Below are 18,475 nucleotides of genomic sequence, written 5' to 3' on the forward strand. Positions count from 1 at the left end.
TGCGCGGCGCGGGGCGGGCGACGGGGGCGGGACCGGCGGGGGCGGGACGGGCCGTCAGGCCTCGTCGTCGAGGCCCTGCTCGATCGCGTAGCGGACCAGCTCGACCCGGTTGTGCAACTGGAGCTTGCCCAGGGTGTTCTGCACGTGGTTCTGCACGGTGCGGTGCGAGAGCACCAGGCGGTCGGCGATCTGGCGGTACGACAGCCCCTTGGCCACCAGCCGCAGCACCTCGGTCTCCCGCGCGGTGAGCTGCGGAGCGGCGGGCGCCGAGGCCTGCGTCGGCTCGGCCGCGAGCCGGCGGAACTCGCCCAGCACCAGCCCGGCCAGGCCGGGTGTGAAGACGGCGTCGCCGACGGCCGTCCGGCGCACCGCGTCCAGCAGTTCGTCCCGCCCCGCCGACTTCACCAGGTACCCGGTGGCACCCGACTTCACGGCCTCCAGCACGTCCGCGTGCTCGCCGCTGGCGGACAGCACCAGCACCCGCACCGACGGGTCCTGGCCCACCACCTGGCGGCACACCTCGACCCCGGGCAGGCCCGGCAGGTTGAGGTCCAGCACCACCACCTGCGGGCTGCAGGCCCGGGCCCGGCGCACCGCCTCCTCACCGTCCCCGGCGGTGGCGACGACGTCCAGACCGGCCTCGGCGAGATCCCGGGAGACCGCCTCCCGCCACATCGGGTGGTCGTCCACCACCATCACCCGCAGGGCGACCTGTTCCACCGTCATGCTCCCTCCCTGGGGACCCGCAGTTCGACCTCGACGCCCTCGCCCGGCACCGAGTACAGCTCGGCGGTGCCGCCGAGGTCCAGCAACCGGCCCCGGATCGACTGCGAGACGCCGAGGCGGCCGCTGCGCTCGGCCTCGCCGAGGCGGCCCGCCGCGAAGCCGGGCCCGTCGTCGCGGATGCTGACCGTGACCGCCTCCGGCTCGTCCTCGACCAGGATCCAGGCCCGGGCGCCGGGGCCGGCGTGCCGGTGCACGTTGTCCACGGCCGCGCCGACGGCGGCGGCCAGCTCGCCGGCCACCGGGCCGGGCAGCAGGACGGGTGTGCCCGGGGCGGAGACGGTGACCCGCTCCCCGGCGTACGGGGCGACCAGCGTGCGCAGGTCGGCCCGTTCGGCCGGGCCCTGGTGCGGCAGCGGGCCGCCGGTCATCAGGGCCCGCAGCGCGCGTTCCTGCTCGCCGGCCAGCCGGCCGAGTTCGGCCAGCCCGGGCCCGTTCCCGGCCACCTGCTCGCTGCCCCGGCGCTGGACGAGCGCCAGCACCTGCAGCACCCCGTCGTGGATGTCCCGGGAGAGCCGCTCGCGCTCCCGGGTGGCCGACTCCACCTGCAGCGCCCGGGTGAGCGCGGCCTCGCTGGCGCGGGCCAGCTCGATCACGTACCCGATGGCGCAGCCGGCCACCATCAGCAGCACGATGTTGTGCACGTTGTCGCCGGTGAAGCCGCCGTGGCCGAAGATGTTCGCGACGCCGATCAGGGTGCCCGCGAAGGCCGCCGGCCGCCAGCCGCCCTTGGCGGCGAACCCGAGCACGGTGCCGGCCGCCCAGATGGTGGGCAGGGTCGGCGCGCCGGCCTGGACCCGGGCCGGGTCGTCGACGATGCCGCTCATCACCACGCCGGTCAGGGTGAGCGTCAGGTCGGTGCCCAGCACGTACCAGGTGCACCGCTGCGGGCCGGCGAAGGAGCGGATCGTCGCGAGCGTCCACAGGGTCAGCGCGCCCAGGTAGATCCAGCCGGCGACGGGGTGCAGGAAGTCGCCGTAGGAGTTGAGGTAGCGCATCAGCGCGTAGCCCAGCGCCAGCACCCGGAAGTACGAGATGGCCCGCCAGAGCGGCAGCTCGACGGACATCCCGCCGGCCGCCAGCGTGCCGCCGACCCCGGTGAGGCCGCCGAAACGGGCGACCGGGCCGGCGGCGGGCCGCGCCGGCACGGTGCCGGCACCCGTACCGCTGGCGCCGGCGGCGCCGGGCGTGCCGCTGCCGTCCGTCATGAGCCCTCCCCTGGCGGTGGCGGTCGGTCAAGCCCTAGGCCTGACCGCCGTCCTTCTCCTCGTCGGCCTTCTGCTGCTGGGCGGCCCGGGCCTCCAGCTCGGCCTTGTCGGCCGCCGCCTGCTCGGCCGCCGCCTTCTCGGCCTCGGCCTTCTCCGCCTTCAGCGCGGCCTGCTCGGCCTTCTGGGCGGCCTTGCGGTCGGCGTCGGTGCGCTTCTTGTCGTCGGCGATCTGCCGCTTGGCGGCGGTCGCGTAGATGTCCACGTACTCCTGGCCGGAGAGGCGCATGATCTCGTACATCACCTCGTCCGTCACCGAGCGCAGGATGAACCGGTCGTTCTCCATGCCCTGGTAACGGGAGAAGTCGAGCGGGCGGCCGATCCGGATGCCCGGGCGGATGCCGAAGTTGGGGACCACCTGGCCGGGCGGCTGCACCTTCTCGGTGTCGATCATGGCCACCGGGATCACCGGCGCACCGGTCGCCAGCGCGACGCGGGCCAGACCGCCGACCTTGCCCCGGTAGAGCTTGCCGTCGGGCGAGCGGGTGCCCTCGGGGTAGACGCCGAACAGTTCGCCCCGCTCGATCACCGCGACGGCGCTGCGGATCGCCGCCTCGCCGGCGCCGCGCACGCCCGAGCGGTCCACCGGGAGCTGGCCGACGCCCTTGAAGAAGGCCGCGGTGAGCTTGCCCTTCAGGCCGGGGGTGTTGAAGTACTCCGCCTTGGCGATGAACGTCACCCGGCGCTTCATGAGTGCGGGCAGGAAGAAGGAGTCCGAGAAGGAGAGGTGGTTGCTCGCGATGATCGCGGCACCCTCTTCGGGGATGTTCTCCGCCCCCTCCATCCACGGCCGGAAGAAGATCCGTAGCAATGGCGCGACGATCATCTTCATCAGTCGGTAGAACAACGCCGGGCCTCCTGTTTAGCGGACCGGTCGATCCTAATGCCCAGCGGCCCTCCCCGGTGCCGCCGCCCCGCCCCGGCCGGGTGCCGAGCGCGTCCCGGCGGGGTGTACGAGCCGCCCGGGGCGTGGGACGATGCGGCTCCAGCGCTCCCGCCCGGGCCACCCGCGCGCGGTCGCCCACCCCCGCGAACGCGAAGGAGCCCCCACTCATGCCGCTGCTGCCCGGTGCCGAGCCCTTCCACCACCGGGGCGGCCCGGTGGGCGTCCTGCTCTGCCACGGCTTCACCGGCTCCCCGCAGTCGCTGCGCCCGTGGGCCGACCACCTGGCCGAGGCCGGCCTGACGGTCTCGCTGCCGCTGCTGCCCGGGCACGGGACCCGCTGGCAGGACATGCAGGTCACCCGCTGGGAGGACTGGTACGCCGAGGTCGAGCGGGAGTTCCTGGCGCTGCGCGAGAGCTGCGAGCAGGTCTTCGTCCTCGCGCTGTCGATGGGCGGCTCGCTCGCCCTGCGGCTGACGGCCGTGCACGGCGAGGCGGTGGCCGGCCTGGTGCTGGTCAACCCGTCGGTGCGCTCGGACAACCCCGCGAGCGTGCTGCTCCCGGTGCTCCGGCACGTGGTCCCGAGCCTGCCCGGGGTGGCGAACGACATCGCGCTGGAGGGCTCCCGCGAGGTCGGCTACGACCGCACCCCGCTGCACGCGGCCTGGTCGCTGTCCCTGCTGTGGAAGGACGTCCAGGCCAGGCTCCCGCAGGTGCGCCGGCCGGTGCTGCTGTTCCACAGCCCGCAGGACCACGTGGTCTCGCCGGCCAACTCGGAACTGGTCCTCGCCCGGATATCCTCGACCGACGTGACGGAGCGACTGTGCGAGCGCAGTTTCCACGTCGCGACGCTGGACCACGACGCGGCGGAAATATTCGGGGCGAGTCTGGACTTCATCCGACGGCTGGCCCCGTCGCTCGCGACGGGTGCCACCCGGGTCGAATCCGACGATCACCAAGGCTGAAGGGCCGGAAGTGCACGAGAGCAGCACGGCGGGCAGCGAGGACGAACCGCCCCGCGAGGACGGTCTGAAGAAGGCGGCCCAGGAGCCGGCGGACGAGCGCCCGGAGGCCGGTGACGGCACCGGGGGTCCTGCCGCCGAGCCTGCCGGCGGCACGACCTCCGGCGGCGGGACGGTGGCCACCGGCGGCGGCACCCCGAGCGGTGGCGGTACCCCGAGCACGGCCGGCGCTTCGGGCGCGGGCGGCGCTTCGGGCGCGGGCGGCGCCGAGGCGGGTGCGGCGCCGGCCGCCCGTCAAATGCCCGAGCGCAGCCAGGCCGAGCAGGACGAGATCTTCGCCGCCCTGGTCGCTCAGTTCGACGAGCCTGCCGGGCTGAACAGCCCGGACTGGCCGGAGAGCGAGAACCTGCGCGGCCGGGGCGAGTTCCGGAGCGGCCCGGCGAAGCCCCCCACCGACCTCTCCGACCTGGCGCCGCAGCCGCGCCCCCGCCCCTTCCAGCCGGTCGTCCCGGCCGCCGGCCCGCGCGACTACGAGGCCGCCGAGGACCCGGACGAGGGCCATTTCGTGCCGCCGGAGCCCCCGCCGCTCCCCGAGGCCGACGTCACCTCCAAGTTCGCCTGGCTCGCCGTGCTCGGCGGCCCGGCGCTGCTGCTCTTCGACGCCGTGTTCTGGCAGGAGGTCGCCGGCTGGCCGGCCTGGGTCGGCGTCACGGCCTTCCTCGGCGGCTTCGTCACCCTGGTCGTCCGGATGAAGGACCGGGACGAGGACGAACCCGAGGACCCGACCGGCGGCGCGGTCGTCTGACACCGGGCGCGGTCGCCCGGGCGGTCGGGTGGACCGCCGGGCGGCCGGTGCCGGGCCACCCGTCCGGGCGCGCGGGCGGGCAGGCCGCCGCCTACGGTGGTAGGGCCGGGTGTCCGCCCGGTTCCGGCTCCTCCGGGAGGCGACGGCCCATGCGTGCCACCCCTGCCGTCCGTGCGGTTTCGCTGCTGGCCGGCCTGGCGCTGGCCACGCTGGCCGGCTGCTCCTCGCACTCGATCGAGACCGTGCCCGCGTCGAAGGCCTCCACCGCTTCGGGCTCCGCGTCACCGTCCGGCGGGACGGCCGCGCGGGCCACGGTCGGGGACACCCTGGAGCTGCCCGGCCGAGCGTCCGGGTCGCGGATGGCGGTGACCGTGACGCAGGTGGTCGACCCGGCCGCGCCGGACAGCGAGCTGTCCACCCCGCGGGCCGGCAACCGGCTGGTGTCCGTCCGGTTCAGCCTGCACAACGTCGGGACGGCGGTCTATGCGGACACCCCGTCCAACGGTGCCCAGGTGATCGACGGCCAGGGCCAGGGGTTCAACGCCGACATCTCCGTCACCACCCAGGCGGGGCCGGCCTTCCCCACCGGCGTCGACATCGCTCCCGGGGACACCGCCCTGGGGTTCGTCTCCTTCCAGCTGCCGGCCGGCTCCACCCTGGCGAAGGTCCAGTTCACGCTGGACTCCGGCTTCGCCGACGCCACCGGGCAGTGGCGGGTGGACCCGGCGGCGAAGAGCTCACAGGCGACCACGGCCCCGCAGGCCACCGGTGCCCCGTCCGGCGCCTCGCTGCCCGCCTCCCCGGCCGCCTCCCCGCCCGGTGGCACGACCGCCGCGGACGCCCGGGCGACCGTCGAGGCGTACTACGCCGCCGTCAACGCCAGGGACTACCCGGCCGCCTGGGCCCTGGGCGGCAAGAACCTCAACTCCTCGTACCAGGACTTCAAGGCGGGCTTCGCCGCGACCGCCCGGGACGACGTCACCGTCACGGCGGTGAACGGCCCGGTGGTGGGCGTCGTCCTGGACGCCGTGCAGGTCGACGGCAGCCACCGGGTGTTCAGCGGTACCTACACGGTGCGCGGCGGCGTGATCGTCGGCGCGGACATCCACTGAGCCGCCCGGCCGTCCCCTCGCCCGGCCCCGGCCGCCCGTGCCCGGTCACCCGGCCGGGGCCGGCCCGTCCTCCCCCGCCGCCGGGATCTCCAGGACGGCCAGCACCGGCAGGTGGTCGGTGGCGGCCCGCAGGTCCGCCTCGGCGACCCCGGGCAGGCCGTGCGGGACCCCGCAGGCCAGGACCCGGACGCCGGGTGTCGCGAAGACCGCGTCGATGCGCTGGTAGGGGTTCTCGGGGACGGAGGTGAACGTCCCGCCCCAGGGGGCGGTCGGATGGCCGTCCTGGAGCAGCCCGGCCAACAGCTGCCAGCCGGGGCCGTCGGGGTGCTCGTTGAAGTCGCCGGCGATCACACCGTGCTCGGCCGGCCCGATCTGCTCCGGCAGCAGCTCGAACTGGGTGTAGCGCTCCGCGGGGTCCAGGCTGAGGTGGCAACTGGTGACCGAGAAGGGGGCGCTGCCGCCGGCCCGGAGCAGCGCGGTGGCGAACCCGCGGGCGTGCAGGCCGCGGGTCTTCGGTAGCAGCCGGTCCCGGACGGCGAGGACGTCGAGGCCGGGGCGGCCGAGCAGCAGCGGGCCGGCCGCGACGCGCCCGCCGCCGGCGAGGATCTCGCTGCCCGTGCGCCGGGCCAGCCAGGCGGCCTGGCCGCCGGGGCGCCAGTAGCGCGGCGACTCCTGGACACAAACCACGTCCGGCTCGCAGGCCCGGACGACCCGGGCCAGGGCGCGCCGGTCGTCGCGCAGGGAGCGGATGTTGTAGCTGAGCAGGCGCACCCGGTGGCCGCCGTCCGGCCCCGGCCCCGAGGGCGGCAGGGCCCGCGGGGCCGGGTGGTCCGAGGGCGTCCGGTGCGGCGACCCAAAACTCCGGGGCTGGTCGGTCACGGTGTCGTCCCTCCTGCACCTCGGGCGGTCCACCGGCCACGATAGGCCCGCGCGGGTCAGGAACGCCACGACGGCGGGGCGGGCGCCCGGCACGCGACGGCGGCCGTCGGGCGGAACGACGGGCGGGCGCCGGGGCTGCCGGGCCGGCCGGGGAACGCCACGACGGCGGGGCGGGGGGTGAGGGCCTCCCCGCCCCGCCGTCGGCGGAGCAGCGGACCGGTCGTACGGGCCGACCGGTCGGGTGGTGCGGGTCAGACGGTGCGGGCCAGGTCGCCCGCACCGACGATGCCGGCGGCCGACCCCATCGAGGCCAGCACGACCTCGGCACGCGGGCGGTGGACGCCACCGGTCAGGTAGCGCTGGAAGGACTTGGCGACCGGGTCGAGCAGCAGCCGGCCGGAGTCGGAGACGCCGCCGCCGAGCACGAAGACGCCCGGGTCGAAGAGGGCGGCGAGGTCGGCCATGCCGCGGCCGAGCCAGTCGGCCAGCTCGTCGTAGCACTCCAGGGCCAGCGGGTCGCCGTCCTCGGCCGCCTCGGTGATGTGGATGCCCCGGATGGTCTCGGCGACGCCGTCGTTGAGCTCCAGCATCCGCTTCCCGCGCACCGGGTCGGCGGCGGACTTCTCGCGGCCGTAGCGGCGCAGCGCACGGCCGGAGCCGTACTGCTCCCAGCAGCCCTTGCCGCCGCAGCCGCAGAGCAGGCCGTCGGGGACCATGTTGAGGTGGCCGATCTCGCCCGCCACGCCGAACCGGCCGCGGTGCAGGCGGCCGTCCAGGACGATGCCGCCGCCGATGCCGGTACCGACGGTGATCAGCACCATGTCGGTGTGGGCCGCCGCCGCGCCGAACCGGAACTCGGCCCAGGCCGCGCAGTTGGCGTCGTTCTCGACGACCGTCTCCAGGCCGGTGAGTTCCTCGATCCGGGCCTTGAGCGGTTCGTTCTCCCAGTCGATGTTGGGCGCGAAGATCACCGTGGAGCGGTCCCGGTCGACGAAGCCGGGGGCGCCTACGCCCACGCCCGCCACGTCCGGGTGCAGTTCCTTGAGCTCGCGTACTGCCTGTGCGATGGCATCGACCGCCCACTGGGGGTCGGCCGGGGTGGGTACCCGGGTCCGGGCCAGGATCTCGCCTGCCTCGTCGACCACGCCGGCCGCAATCTTGGTACCGCCGACATCGACGCCGATGGTCAGAGCCATGTGTCCCTCAGCTATTCATCTCGTTCCCGCTGGACGGAAAGGTACCGTCCAAACCTGCTCCCGTACACACCGGCGCCTACATTATCCGAAAGCAATCCCGCGGGAACATGGCTGTCCGCTTTCAAAAGTCGTACGTTTCGAATCGCTGCGTCAGCTCCTGTCCGCCGTGAGTAACCATGCCTGACCTGGCGATTCACTCCTTGTCGGACGGCCCGTCAGGCGTGTCGAGGTCAATGTGCTCACTGTGGGCACCGCCCCCTGAGGACCACCGGCGTTCATGCCCGGAGACAGCGGCCCGGTAGGCGGCGAGCAGTTCGCCCCCGGCCGCGGCGAGATGCCCATACACTTCGGGGTGCTTCGCGCGAAGGACGCCCGGCAGCTCGGAGAGCGTTCCCAGCGAGCCCGCGGCCCCGCCCGGGGCGAGCGATCCCAGCGAGCCGAGGGCCGCCGCCGCGAACTGCGGCACGCCGGCCTCCTCCGCCTTCTCCCCGACGGCCTTGGCGAGACGCCGGACCTCCTCCACCAGCAGGCCGAGCTCCGGCCCGAACGGATGCTCCGTCCCGGCGTCCTGCCGCTCGCCCCGGCCGGGCCCGGCCTCCGTACCGTCGCCGGGGCGTCCGTCGCCGGGGCGCGTGGATTCGGCACTCTCGTCGGCGGGCCGGCCGGTCCGGTCGTCGGCAGTGGTCATCGCGGGCGCCTCCTCAGCTGCGGCCGCACCCGCGGCCGCCTCCCTCGACGCTACCGGAATCCGCCGCTCAGCCCCGGGGCCAGAGCGCCGGGTCAGGGGTGAAGCGCACGGCGAGGACGCCGTCGGCCAGGGCCGCACCGGTGACGGTGCAGCGGCGCAGCGCGGACGGCAGCGCCAGGATCCGACGGTACGCACCGATGCCGACCACCAGCTCGTCGCCGCGCCGCACCAGGTCCAGATCGGCCCGGTCGGCGCCGGGCAGACCGATCCGCCAGACCAGCAGGCCCTCCTCGGCCAGCCGGTCCTCGACCGCCGGGAGCGCGGGGGCGGCGGGGGCCGGGCCGTCGCCGTCGCCGTACAGCTGGTCGGCCACCTCCTCCAGGGCGACCTCGGGGAGGGTGCTGACCAGCAGCGGCACGTCCAGCTCGGCCGCCAGGGCGTCCAGCAGGCCGCGCTGGCGGCCGGCCAGCGCGGCGAGCCACGGGTCGGGCGAGGCGGCCGCGGCGGGCGGCAGGGCGCGGTGCGCGACCACGGCGTCGGGCCGCAGGCCGTGCAGCGCGAGGCCGGCCCGGATCCGGCGCAGCTCGTCCACCGGGTAGGCCTCGGCCTCGACCACCAGCCGGACCGAGGTGCCCGGCGCGGTGATCGCGGCCCGGGTCTCGGCCAGCACGGCGGTGGCCTTCGTCCGGGCCTCGTAGAGCCATTCGGCGGGCATCGGGACGCCGGCCACGGCGGCCAGCAGCGGGCGCAGCGCGCGGGCGGCCTGGCGCTGCTCCGGGAGCAGCCGGGCGAGGTAGCGCTCCAGCTGCTCGGGCAGGGCGAGGGCGGCGATCAGCTCGGCGGGCCGCGGGGCCAGCACGACCAGCACGTCGGCGTCGGCGGTGTGCAGGGCGCGGAGCATGGCCAGCCGGGAGGTGCCGGGGAGGGCGGTGAGCTCCTCGGGGTCCAGCGGGTCGGCGCCGAGCAGGTCCAGGACGGGCTTCAGCCTGCCCTCGACCGCGCCGAGGGCCTGCCGGAAGGCGGCCTGCTCGTCGATCCGCGCGACCCGCAGCCCGGGGGCGTGCTCCACGGGTCGCGCGCTCAGGCGGGTGCCGAGCAGGGGGTCGAGGGTGCGGTGCGGGTCGTCGGCGGCCAGCAGCAGGGTTCGGTGCCCCCGCCGGGCCGCGTGCAGGGCGGTGGCCGCGGCGACGGTGGCCGTCCCGCCGTCGCCGCTGACCAGGATGATGCGCGCCGGGGCCGGGCGGCCGGCGGGGGGCGCGTCGGAGCTGCTCACCGTCATGGCCGGTGGTCCGCCGTCAGCCCTCGACGCGCTTCTTCAGACCGGCGAGCGCGCGGTCGATGATGACCTTCTCGGCCTTGCGCTTGATCATGCCGAGCATCGGGATCTTGACGTCGACGGCGAGCTGGTAGGTGACCTCGGTGCCGCCGCTCTTCAAGGGGGCGAGCGTGTAGGAGCCGTCCAGGGTGCGGAGCATCTGGCTCTTGACCAGGGTCCAGCCGACCTCGCGGTCGCCGTCCCAGGTGTAGGCGAGCACGTGCTCGTCGCGGATGGCGCCGGCGTCCAGCAGCAGGCGGACCTGGGCGCCCCGGCCGGTGCCGTCGGTCTCCAGCACCTCGATCTCCTTGACCTCACCGGTCCAGGCCGGGTAGGCGGCGAAGTCGGCGATCACGGCCATGACCTCGGCCGGGGTTGCCTCGATGGTGATGCTCGCCCTGGTGTGCTCCGCCATTGGAATGGCCCTCCGCGTGATCCCGTGCGTGCCGGTCGGCTGTGCGCCGAGGGCAGGCTATCGCGATCGGCGTGGCGCTCGGCCCACGCCCCGTCAGGTGGTCCGGGGCCTACCGGCAGGTCACCCCGGCCCTGCCGTAGGGTGCCATTCGAACGATCCCGTCCCGGCCGGGCCGGGCGCGGCCCAGGTGTGACGCTTCGAACACCGGAGCCGACCCCTCTGGCCGAACCCGCCTACTGGGCAGTAACGTCCTGGCGTCCCGCAGCGTCGCGAACGAGGAGCAGTCTTGCTCGACTTCAGCCTTCCGGCCCTCTACCAGGTACCGAGCGGCGGTAACCTCTCCGACCTGGTGCACCAGAACGCCGAGCGGCACCCGGGTGTCGCGGTGCTCAGCCGAAAGGCCGACGGGCAGTGGAGCGACCTGACCGCCGCGCAGTTCCTGGCCGAGGTGCACTCCGCCGCCAAGGGCCTGATCGCGGCCGGCATCGCCCCCGGCGACCGGGTGGGCGTGATGTCGCGGACCCGCTACGAGTGGACGCTGCTGGACTTCGCGATCTGGTCGGCCGGCGCGATCACCGTCCCGGTGTACGAGACCTCCTCCGCCGAACAGGTCGAGTGGATCCTCGGCGACTCCGGGGCCGTCGCGGTGGTGACCGAGACGGACGCGCACGCCGCCGTGGTCGAGCAGGTCCGGGAGCGGCTGCCGGAGCTGCGGCAGACCTGGCAGATCGAGCGGGGCGCGCTGGCCGCGCTGGCCGTGGCCGGGGCCGACGTCACCGAGGCGACCGTGACCGAGCGCCGGTCGGTGCCGACCGCCGACTCGATCGCCACCATCGTCTACACCTCGGGCACCACCGGGCGCCCGAAGGGCTGTCAGCTCACCCACGGCAACTTCCTCGCCGAACTGGGCAACGTGACGGCCCGTCTGGAGCCGCTGTTCCGCACCGGCGAGAGCTCGGTGCTGCTGTTCCTGCCGCTCGCCCACGTGCTGGGCCGGATCGCCGAGATCGCCGCCGCGATCGCCCCGATCAAGCTGGGCCACGTCTCGGACATCAAGGACGTCACCGCCGAGCTGGCCTCGTTCCGGCCGACGCTGATCCTGGGCGTCCCCCGGGTCTTCGAGAAGGTCTACAACACCGCCCGGGCCAAGGCCCAGGCGGACGGCAAGGGCAAGATCTTCGACCGGGCCGCCGACACCGCCATCGCCTACAGCCGGGCACTGGACCAGGGCGGCGCGGGCCTGGGCCTGAGACTGAAGCACGCGCTCTTCGACAAGCTGGTCTACAGCAAGCTGCGCGCGGCCCTGGGCGGCCGGGCCACCCACGCGATCTCCGGCGGGGCCCCGCTCGGCGAGCGCCTGGGCCACTTCTACCGGGGCATCGGCTTCACCGTGCTGGAGGGCTACGGCCTGACCGAGACCTGCGCGGCCACCGCCTTCAACCCGCACGACAAGCCGAAGATCGGCACCGTCGGGCAGCCGCTGCCGGGCTCCGCCGTCCGGATCGCCGAGGACGGCGAGGTGCTGCTCAAGGGCCCGCAGGTCTTCACCGGGTACTGGAACAACCCGCAGGCCACCGCCGAGGCGCTGCAGGACGGCTGGTTCGCCACCGGCGACCTGGGCACCCTGGACGACGAGGGCTACCTGTCGATCACCGGGCGCAAGAAGGAGATCATCGTCACCGCCGGCGGCAAGAACGTCGCCCCCGCGGTCATCGAGGACCGGATCCGCGCCCACGCCCTGATCGGCGAGGTCATGGTGGTGGGCGACCGCCGTCCGTTCATCGCCTGCCTGGTCACCGTGGACGAGGACTTCTTCCCCCGCTGGAAGGAGATCAACGGCAAGCCGGCCACCGCGACCGTCGCCGAACTGCGCGAGGACCCCGACCTGCTGGCCGCCCTGCAGTCCGCCGTGGACGACGGCAACGCCGCCGTCTCGCACGCCGAGGCGGTGAAGAAGTTCCGGGTGCTGGACACCGTCTTCTCGGAGGCCGGCGGGCACCTCACCCCCTCGCTCAAGCTCAAGCGCAACCTGGTGCTGAAGGACTTCGCGGCCGACGTGGAGGCGCTCTACCAGCGCTGATCACCGCCGCCGCACGCGGACGGCCCGCCAGGTCCCGGTGACCCGGCGGGCCGTCCGCGTCCGCGCGGTCAGATCCCCTCCGCGCTGCGCTGCGTGAGCCCGTGGTCGGTGGCGACCGGGTTCCACAGGCCGACGAAGGCCGTCTTGTCCAGGGTGGCCGAGCGGTCGACGGCCTGGCCGTCCCGGTAGGAGGCGGTCAACGGGGCCGGGCCGCCCGCCGGGCAGCCGGCGGCGCTCGCCTCGTCCGCCCACAGGGCGTAGTCGTGGTCGGCCTGCGCCGAGGCGAGCCAGGCCTCCCGCAGGTCGCTGCCGATCCGGGCCCCGTCCGGCAGGTCCGAGAGGTCGAGACCGTCCAGCCGGCTCGCCAGGGACCGCCGGTCGTCCTCCACCCGCAGCAGGTCCTGCTGAGCGCCGGTCAGATCGTCGCAGCCGGCGATCCGCCGGACCGCCGCCCCGGCCGCCGTGCGGTCGCCGGCGCTCTCGTCGAGCAGCGCGTCCAGCGCCGCGGCCTCGGCCGGGCCGGCGTCCGGGGACGCGGGCTCCGAGGCCGGCGTGCCGGGCCCGGCCGTGGCGACGGAGGCCGGGGGCGCCACCGGGTCGGACCCGGTCGGGAAGATCTTGAAGTAGAACCCCAGCCCCGCCAGCAGCGCCACGATCCCGACCGCGGACACCACGGCGAGCAGCACCCGGGCGGACCTGTCCCGGCCGGTCCCCGCCGTACCCGGGCTCCCGGCCCCGCCGGGCCCGCGGCCACCCGGGCCGCCACCCCGGACCGCCGGACCGGGGCTCCAGGGGAGCGCCGCCCGCGCCCGGACCGGCCCGCGACCGACGACGGTGGCAGGCGGCTCCGCCGGGCCCAGTGCCAGCCCGCAGACACCGCAGAACCCGGCCGCCCTGACCACGTGCCCGGCGGGGCAGGTGGTCAGCACGGCCGCCCCGCAGACGGTGCAGAAGGTGGGCCCGGTGGGGTCGCCCGGGATCGGGTGCCCGTTCCGGCAGCGCGTTTCGCCGTTCCCGTTCATGACGACCTGTCCCTGGCCGGATTTCGATTGTTCGGACGTCGGCGGGCCGGAAATCCTACGACGCCCGTTCGCCGAAAACCTCCGCCCGCAGGCGCGCGTTGCTCTCGTCGACCCAGCCGCGCATTCTGGCGAGGTCGAAAGCGAGAAAGATGAACAGGATCCCGAAGAACACGAAACCCACCAGCACCAGGGATCCCACGGCGCCGAGCACGGAAAGGCAGAAATACACCCACCACAGCGGCTTTCCCAGGTACAGGCGGTGCAGGCCGATGGTGAAACCGATCACCCCGGCCAGGTAACCGGTCAGCACGGTCAGCTTCCGCGAGTCGTACTCCGCGTAGACGGCGGCCGAGCCCAGCGCCTCGACCGGCACCGGGGGCACGTCCCACGGCCGGATCTCCTCGTCCGGGGCCACCCGGACGGCCTGGGCCAGGCCCGTCCCGCCCGCCGGCCGTCCGGCCGTGTCCGCCGGGACGCCACCGCGCCCGGGGTCGGCCCCAAGGTCGGGCCGGGGTTCGGGCCGGGGGGCGGCCCGGGCCCCGCAGGAGGAGCAGAAGGCGTCCTCAGGCGCCAGCGTTCCGCCACAATTCCGACAGCTCGCCATGTCCGGCATTTTCGTCACGTTCCTCGCGCCGTGGTGAGGAGGCGTCACGACGACAGCAACGTTCGGGCCGGCTCACGCGGGCAGAACAACGCCGGCGGATTCCGGCTCGGCGGAATACGCGTCAGCGGAACGGAATAGTCAGGACCGTCCGGTTCCTCGGCCGCCACGGCGGCCCGACACTGTCCCGGTCCTTTCCTCAATGGTCGCGCCGGCCAGCATCGTTGTCCATACTCCGGCGGGAACGACGGATGTTCGGGGCGGGCCGGCGGAACGGACCGGATCTCCCCGCACCGTCGGTCCGGACGGCCGGCCGGACCTCTCGGCAGGCCCGCCGCGGACTCAGGAGGCCAGCAGCGAGGTCAGCCGGCCGGCCAGCAGGTCCCAGCGCCAGGAGCGGTCGACCCAGCGGCGGCCGGCCTCGCCCAGGCGGCGGCGCAGTTCCTCGTCGTGGAGCAGCCGGACGATCCGCTCCGCCACGTCGGACGCCGAGCGGCCGGGCACCACGTACCCGGTCTCGCCCTCCAGCACCGCGTCCGGCGCGCCGCCGGAGTCGCCGGCCACCACCGGGAGGCCGGTCGCCGAGGCCTCCAGGTAGACGATGCCGAGCCCCTCGACGTCCAGCCCGCCGCGCCGGGTGCGGCAGGGCATCGCGAAGACGTCCCCGGCGCCGTAGTGCGCGGGCAGCTCGGACCAGGGCACCGCGCCGGTGAACCGCACCGAGGCGCGGACGCCCCGGGCGTCGGCCAGCCGCTCCAGGTCGCCGCGGTAGGGGCCGTCGCCGACGATCAGCAGGACGGCGTCCGGCACGTCGGCGAGGATCTGCGGCATCGCCTCGATCAGGGTGTCCTGCCCCTTGCGCGGTACCAGCCGCGAGACGCAGACCACCACCGGACGGTCCGCCAGGCCCAGGGCGCGGCGCAGCTCGGCGCCGCCGGAGTCCGGGTGGAAGGTCTGCTCGTCCACGCCCGGCGGCAGCTGGACCATCCGGGCGGCGGCCTCCGGGCCGACCGCGGAGGCGATCCGCGAGCGGGTGTACTCGCCCAGGTAGGTCAGGGTGTCGGTGCCGGCGCCGATCCGGCGCAGCAGCTGCCGGGAGCCGGGCAGCTGGGCCCAGGCCGCCTCGTGCCCGTGGGTCATCCCGAGCAGGCGTCCGGCGCCGGCCCGGCGCAGCGCGGGCGCCATCAGGCCGAGCGGGGCGGCCGCGCCGAACCAGACCGAGTCGCAGTTCTCCGCCTTGAGGATCTCGGCGGCCCGGCGGGTGACCCGGGGTGTGGGAACCATCACCTTCGTCCGGTCGCGGATCACCTGGAAGGGCTGCTCGGCGTCGAACCTGGCGCACTCCTCGCCGTCCCGCCAGGTGGAGGCGTACACCACCACGCTTCCGGCGGGCTGACGTACCGCCATGTTGTGGACGAAAGCCTGGATACCGCCGGGCCTCGGCGGGAAGTCGTTGGTGACGATCAAGGTCTTGTGCATCGGGCCACGGCTCGCTCGGTCGGGGGGTGCTCGGTGTACCGCTCGGTGATCCGTACGATAGGTCACCACCACGACCCGCCGGGAACGGAACGACGTACGGCAACCGTTTCCCCCCCGGGTCCGTCCTAGGTACAGGTGAGCCCCGGCCGGCTGGTTCCAGCGCCGGCCGCAGGTGCCCCCGGCGTCGCACGACGCCCGCGGCGGGACTTGGAGACGAACGCGAGACGAACGAGGGAGCGCAGTGGAGTTGGCCCCGGCCGGTACGCCCGGCAGATCCGGCAGCGCCGACGGCACCGGCGCCGAGGATGCGCCCGCCGTCCTCCCCGCGCCGGCCGTCCTCCCTCCCCCCGGCCGGCCGCGACCGGCCGGCGGCGCCCTGTGGGCCCTCGGCGCGGGCTGGCTGGCCTCCCGGACGCTGCTGCTGATGATGGTCACCGGCGTGCTCAGGCTCGGCGGGGACATCACCGCGGACGTCTCGGTGATCTACCACGGCTGGTACGGCGTGCTGCAGACCGGGACCTTCCCGCTGGACGACGTGACCTGGCAGTACCCGCCCGGGGCCGCCCTGGTGATCATGCTCCCCGGTCTGCTGCCCTGGTCCTACCTGGTCTCCTTCTGGGTGATCTGCGGCGTGGTGGACGCCCTGTCGATGGGCTTGCTGATGCGCGCGGGCGTACGCGCCGGCCGCAGCTACAGCGGCGCCTGGGTCTGGGTGGCCGGGGTGCCGCTGCTCGGCCCGATGATCTACAACCGTTACGACCTGCTGGTCACCGCGCTGGCCGTGGCCGGGCTGCTGGCCCTGCTGCGGCGCCCGGCGATCGGCGGGCTGCTGCTGGGGCTCGGCGGCATCATCAAGGTCTGGCCGCTGCTGGCCCTGATCGGCACGCCGTCCGGCCGGCGCACCCGGCGCTCCTGGACCTCGGCGGCGGCCACCGCCGGCAGCCTCGGCTTCCTGCTGGCGGCCGGCATGAACGGCGCCTTCGAGTTCCTGAAGTTCCAGAAGGACCGCGGCATCGAGGTGGAGTCGCTGGGCGCGATGCCGCTGCACATCGCGCGGATGGCCGGCACCTGGGACGGCCAGGTGAAGATGAACTACGGCTCGACCGAGATGCTCGGACCGTGGGTGGACGTCATCTCCAAGGTGATGGTGGCGGGCACCCTGGCCGGCTTCGCCTGGCTGCTGTTCTGGCGGCTCACCGCGAAGCGCCGCACCGCCGCCACCACGTACGACGCGGCGCTCGCCGCGCTGCTGGTGTTCACCGTGACCAGCCGGGTGATCAGCCCGCAGTACATGGTCTGGCTGGTGGGCGTGGCCGCGGTCTGCCTGAGCGTCCGCGCGACCAGCCAGCGCCCGGTGGCGGTGCTGGTCCTGCTCGCCACCCCGCTGACCATGCTGGAGTTCCCGCTGCTGTTCGGCCAGGTCACCGCCAGCCACACCTGGGGCGTCGTCGTCCTGGGGCTGCGCAACCTGCTGCTGCTGGCCGCCGCCGTGCTGTCCTGCGTGCGCCTGTGGCGCTCCAGCCGGGCCCCGGCCGCCCTGGCCGCCACGGTGGTGCTCCCCGCCCCGCCGGAGCCGGCCGCCAACCCGGCCTACCCCGTCCGCCCGGGCATCGCCTACGAGCAGGACCTGCTGGACGGCATCGACCGTCCGCACGCCGGCGCCGAGCGCTGAGTCGCCGGCCCCCGGGCGCGGGCCCGGTGCCCGCCCGTGGCGCTTCGCCGCGCCGGTGGCCGCGCGGCCTCAGCCGGTGCCGGAGAGCCGGGTGCGTATCTCCTCGCTCCAGCGCGCCGTGAAGTCGGCCAGGCCGGTGCCCAGCTCCGCCCGCAGCACCCGGTCGAGCTGCGCCTCCCGGCCGGCACCGGGCCCCGCCTCGGCCACCGCCCGGTAGAGGGCGACCAGGCGCTGCGGCCCGTACCGGGTGGCGATCAGGTCGCAGGCCAGCCAGGACAGCTCGTACGCCTGGGCGATGCCCGCGGCGCCGGCCGTGAAGTCCGCGTCGGCGGGCAACGCGGCCGGCACCCGCCCGGCGGCCACGTCGCGGGCGAGTTCGGGGGCGATCTGCCGGGTGGTGCGGCCGGTGCCCAGGTAGCCGGTCCAGTCGGCGGCGCCCTCGGAGAGCCAGAGCGGGGTCCAGGGCCTGGTGTCGGCCCGGGTGGCGACATGGGTGGCCTCGTGGGTGGTGACGACCTGCCGGCCCAGGTCGCTCAGCCTGGCGTACGCCTCGGGGTTCACCAGGACGCGGTCGGCCGGGGTGTGCGAGGGGGCGCCCGCGGCGGCGGTGGTGACGGCCGCCATGTCCGCCCAGTCGGCCGGCGGGACGTCCAGCAGCCGGGCGAACTGCTCCTGCCCGGCCGGCAGCTCCAGCAGCAGCCGGCCGGCCCAGTCCCCGCCCCAGACCGCGCTGACCGCCGGCACGGCCCGGTCGGCGACCTCCACCAGCGCGGCCGGCCGGACGCCGCCCCCGGCCGTGGCCAGCACCAGGCAGTGCGCGCCGGCGGCGGCCTCCACCCCGCCCAGGTCCCAGAGCGGCGCGGCGCCGCCGTCCGGCTCCTCCCGACCGACCCGCCAGCCGCCGCCCTCCCGGGCCAGCTCCAGCCGCCGGGGGAACAGCGCGGGGTAGTCGTCGTAGCCGGCGATCCGGACCGCCAGCTCGGCCCGTACGTCCACCCGGCCGGCGGCGTCGGGCGCGCCGGCCGAGGTCACCCGGTAGGCCAGCCCGGCCAGCGGTACGGCGGCGGTCCTGGCCAGCAGTTCCGCGAGGGCCGGGCGGCCGGCGACGGTGCTGCCCGCGGCGGCGGCCGCCGCGTCGTGGGTGCGCACCGCGTAGGCGCGGGCGGCGAGCAGCGCCGACAGCCCGGCGGCCCCGGGGCCCCGCCCCGCGGCGGGGCGGGCGGCGGTCGCGGGCGGCAGCGAGAGCTGGGCCAAGCCGCCGGCGGCCAGCAGCAGGGCGCCGCGCCGGGACAGCACGGTGCGACCCACCCCGGCGTCG

Annotated in this window: 17 protein-coding genes; 5 read left to right on the plus strand and 12 right to left on the minus strand. The window is 75.2% G+C overall.

What is annotated here, in order from left to right:
* Positions 1 to 54: 54 nt before the first annotated feature.
* From J2S46_RS11850 to J2S46_RS11860, 3 genes are all read right to left on the minus strand, one after another.
* Positions 55 to 726, minus strand: a complete 672-nt coding sequence (locus tag J2S46_RS11850; RefSeq protein ID WP_191291662.1) for a response regulator — start codon at positions 724 to 726, stop codon at positions 55 to 57.
* Positions 723 to 1,850 carry a MacS family sensor histidine kinase gene (gene macS / locus J2S46_RS11855; protein WP_191291757.1) on the minus strand — a complete coding sequence of 376 codons (1,128 nt, stop codon included), beginning with the start codon at positions 1,848 to 1,850 and terminating at the stop codon, positions 723 to 725. The genes J2S46_RS11850 and macS overlap by 4 nt, the downstream gene beginning before the upstream one ends.
* A gap of 175 nt (positions 1,851 to 2,025) precedes the next feature.
* Positions 2,026 to 2,880 (minus strand): lysophospholipid acyltransferase family protein, encoded by an 855-nt coding sequence (locus tag J2S46_RS11860; RefSeq protein ID WP_191291756.1) that lies wholly within the window; start codon positions 2,878 to 2,880, stop codon positions 2,026 to 2,028.
* A 221-nt stretch (positions 2,881 to 3,101) separates the two neighbouring features.
* On the opposite strand from J2S46_RS11860, the gene J2S46_RS11865 reads away from it, so the two are divergent.
* The 3 genes from J2S46_RS11865 to J2S46_RS11875 all read left to right on the plus strand — a co-directional run bounded on the left by J2S46_RS11865 (position 3,102) and on the right by J2S46_RS11875 (position 5,810).
* On the plus strand, positions 3,102 to 3,896 hold the full coding sequence (locus J2S46_RS11865; RefSeq protein ID WP_191291661.1) for an alpha/beta hydrolase: 795 nt from the start codon (positions 3,102 to 3,104) through the stop codon (positions 3,894 to 3,896).
* A 10-nt stretch (positions 3,897 to 3,906) separates the two neighbouring features.
* Complete coding sequence (locus tag J2S46_RS11870) at positions 3,907 to 4,698, plus strand: hypothetical protein (protein WP_229912963.1); 792 nt, start codon at positions 3,907 to 3,909, stop codon at positions 4,696 to 4,698.
* A gap of 149 nt (positions 4,699 to 4,847) precedes the next feature.
* Positions 4,848 to 5,810: a DUF4352 domain-containing protein gene (locus tag J2S46_RS11875; RefSeq protein WP_229912962.1), complete on the plus strand. Its 963-nt coding sequence runs from the start codon at positions 4,848 to 4,850 to the stop codon at positions 5,808 to 5,810.
* Between the two features lie 45 nt (positions 5,811 to 5,855).
* On the opposite strand, the gene J2S46_RS11880 is transcribed toward J2S46_RS11875, so the two are convergent.
* The 5 genes from J2S46_RS11880 to J2S46_RS11900 all read right to left on the minus strand — a co-directional run bounded on the left by J2S46_RS11880 (position 5,856) and on the right by J2S46_RS11900 (position 10,303).
* Entirely contained in the window at positions 5,856 to 6,620 is a 765-nt protein-coding gene (locus J2S46_RS11880) for an endonuclease/exonuclease/phosphatase family protein (protein WP_191291754.1), read from the minus strand.
* Between the two features lie 320 nt (positions 6,621 to 6,940).
* Entirely contained in the window at positions 6,941 to 7,885 is a 945-nt protein-coding gene (locus tag J2S46_RS11885; RefSeq protein ID WP_191291660.1) for an ROK family glucokinase, read from the minus strand.
* Between the two features lie 193 nt (positions 7,886 to 8,078).
* Positions 8,079 to 8,573 carry a DUF5304 family protein gene (locus J2S46_RS11890; RefSeq protein WP_191291659.1) on the minus strand — a complete coding sequence of 165 codons (495 nt, stop codon included), beginning with the start codon at positions 8,571 to 8,573 and terminating at the stop codon, positions 8,079 to 8,081.
* A 67-nt stretch (positions 8,574 to 8,640) separates the two neighbouring features.
* Entirely contained in the window at positions 8,641 to 9,852 is a 1,212-nt protein-coding gene (locus J2S46_RS11895) for an ArsA family ATPase (RefSeq protein ID WP_191291658.1), read from the minus strand.
* A 16-nt stretch (positions 9,853 to 9,868) separates the two neighbouring features.
* Positions 9,869 to 10,303, minus strand: coding sequence for an SRPBCC family protein (locus J2S46_RS11900; RefSeq protein WP_191291657.1), 435 nt, complete (start codon positions 10,301 to 10,303; stop codon positions 9,869 to 9,871).
* Positions 10,304 to 10,589: 286 nt separating this feature from the next.
* On the opposite strand from J2S46_RS11900, the gene J2S46_RS11905 reads away from it, so the two are divergent.
* Complete coding sequence (locus J2S46_RS11905) at positions 10,590 to 12,383, plus strand: AMP-dependent synthetase/ligase (protein ID WP_191291656.1); 1,794 nt, start codon at positions 10,590 to 10,592, stop codon at positions 12,381 to 12,383.
* Positions 12,384 to 12,451: 68 nt separating this feature from the next.
* Here the strand turns inward: J2S46_RS11905 and J2S46_RS11910 are convergent, their stop codons facing one another.
* The 3 genes from J2S46_RS11910 to J2S46_RS11920 all read right to left on the minus strand — a co-directional run bounded on the left by J2S46_RS11910 (position 12,452) and on the right by J2S46_RS11920 (position 15,485).
* Positions 12,452 to 13,405, minus strand: a complete 954-nt coding sequence (locus tag J2S46_RS11910; protein ID WP_191291655.1) for a hypothetical protein — start codon at positions 13,403 to 13,405, stop codon at positions 12,452 to 12,454.
* Between the two features lie 55 nt (positions 13,406 to 13,460).
* Positions 13,461 to 13,820: a hypothetical protein gene (locus tag J2S46_RS11915; RefSeq protein WP_191291654.1), complete on the minus strand. Its 360-nt coding sequence runs from the start codon at positions 13,818 to 13,820 to the stop codon at positions 13,461 to 13,463.
* A gap of 528 nt (positions 13,821 to 14,348) precedes the next feature.
* Positions 14,349 to 15,485 carry a glycosyltransferase family 4 protein gene (locus tag J2S46_RS11920; RefSeq protein WP_191291653.1) on the minus strand — a complete coding sequence of 379 codons (1,137 nt, stop codon included), beginning with the start codon at positions 15,483 to 15,485 and terminating at the stop codon, positions 14,349 to 14,351.
* Positions 15,486 to 15,726: 241 nt separating this feature from the next.
* Here J2S46_RS11920 and J2S46_RS11925 point away from each other — a divergent pair, with 241 nt between their 5' ends.
* Positions 15,727 to 17,157, plus strand: coding sequence for a glycosyltransferase 87 family protein (locus J2S46_RS11925; RefSeq protein ID WP_229912961.1), 1,431 nt, complete (start codon positions 15,727 to 15,729; stop codon positions 17,155 to 17,157).
* A gap of 69 nt (positions 17,158 to 17,226) precedes the next feature.
* Here the strand turns inward: J2S46_RS11925 and J2S46_RS11930 are convergent, their stop codons facing one another.
* Complete coding sequence (locus J2S46_RS11930; protein WP_191291652.1) at positions 17,227 to 18,453, minus strand: hypothetical protein; 1,227 nt, start codon at positions 18,451 to 18,453, stop codon at positions 17,227 to 17,229.
* Positions 18,454 to 18,475 lie beyond the last annotated feature (22 nt).

The sequence above is a fragment of the Kitasatospora herbaricolor genome, assembly GCF_030813695.1.
In the GTDB taxonomy this organism is placed as follows: Bacteria; Actinomycetota; Actinomycetes; order Streptomycetales; family Streptomycetaceae; genus Kitasatospora; species Kitasatospora herbaricolor.

Excerpts from the sequence above, each read along its gene's own strand:
- macS (WP_191291757.1), bottom strand. The coding sequence starts at position 1,850 with ATGTCCGTCGAGCTGCCGCTCTGGCGGGCCATCTCGTACTTCCGGGTG.
- J2S46_RS11890 (WP_191291659.1), bottom strand. The coding sequence starts at position 8,573 with ATGACCACTGCCGACGACCGGACCGGCCGGCCCGCCGACGAGAGTGCC.
- J2S46_RS11920 (WP_191291653.1), bottom strand. The coding sequence starts at position 15,485 with ATGCACAAGACCTTGATCGTCACCAACGACTTCCCGCCGAGGCCCGGC.
- J2S46_RS11895 (WP_191291658.1), bottom strand. The coding sequence starts at position 9,852 with ATGACGGTGAGCAGCTCCGACGCGCCCCCCGCCGGCCGCCCGGCCCCG.
- J2S46_RS11900 (WP_191291657.1), bottom strand. The coding sequence starts at position 10,303 with ATGGCGGAGCACACCAGGGCGAGCATCACCATCGAGGCAACCCCGGCC.
- J2S46_RS11885 (WP_191291660.1), bottom strand. The coding sequence starts at position 7,885 with ATGGCTCTGACCATCGGCGTCGATGTCGGCGGTACCAAGATTGCGGCC.
- J2S46_RS11865 (WP_191291661.1), top strand. The coding sequence starts at position 3,102 with ATGCCGCTGCTGCCCGGTGCCGAGCCCTTCCACCACCGGGGCGGCCCG.
- J2S46_RS11910 (WP_191291655.1), bottom strand. The coding sequence starts at position 13,405 with ATGAACGGGAACGGCGAAACGCGCTGCCGGAACGGGCACCCGATCCCG.
- J2S46_RS11875 (WP_229912962.1), top strand. The coding sequence starts at position 4,848 with ATGCGTGCCACCCCTGCCGTCCGTGCGGTTTCGCTGCTGGCCGGCCTG.
- J2S46_RS11850 (WP_191291662.1), bottom strand. The coding sequence starts at position 726 with ATGACGGTGGAACAGGTCGCCCTGCGGGTGATGGTGGTGGACGACCAC.
- J2S46_RS11860 (WP_191291756.1), bottom strand. The coding sequence starts at position 2,880 with ATGAAGATGATCGTCGCGCCATTGCTACGGATCTTCTTCCGGCCGTGG.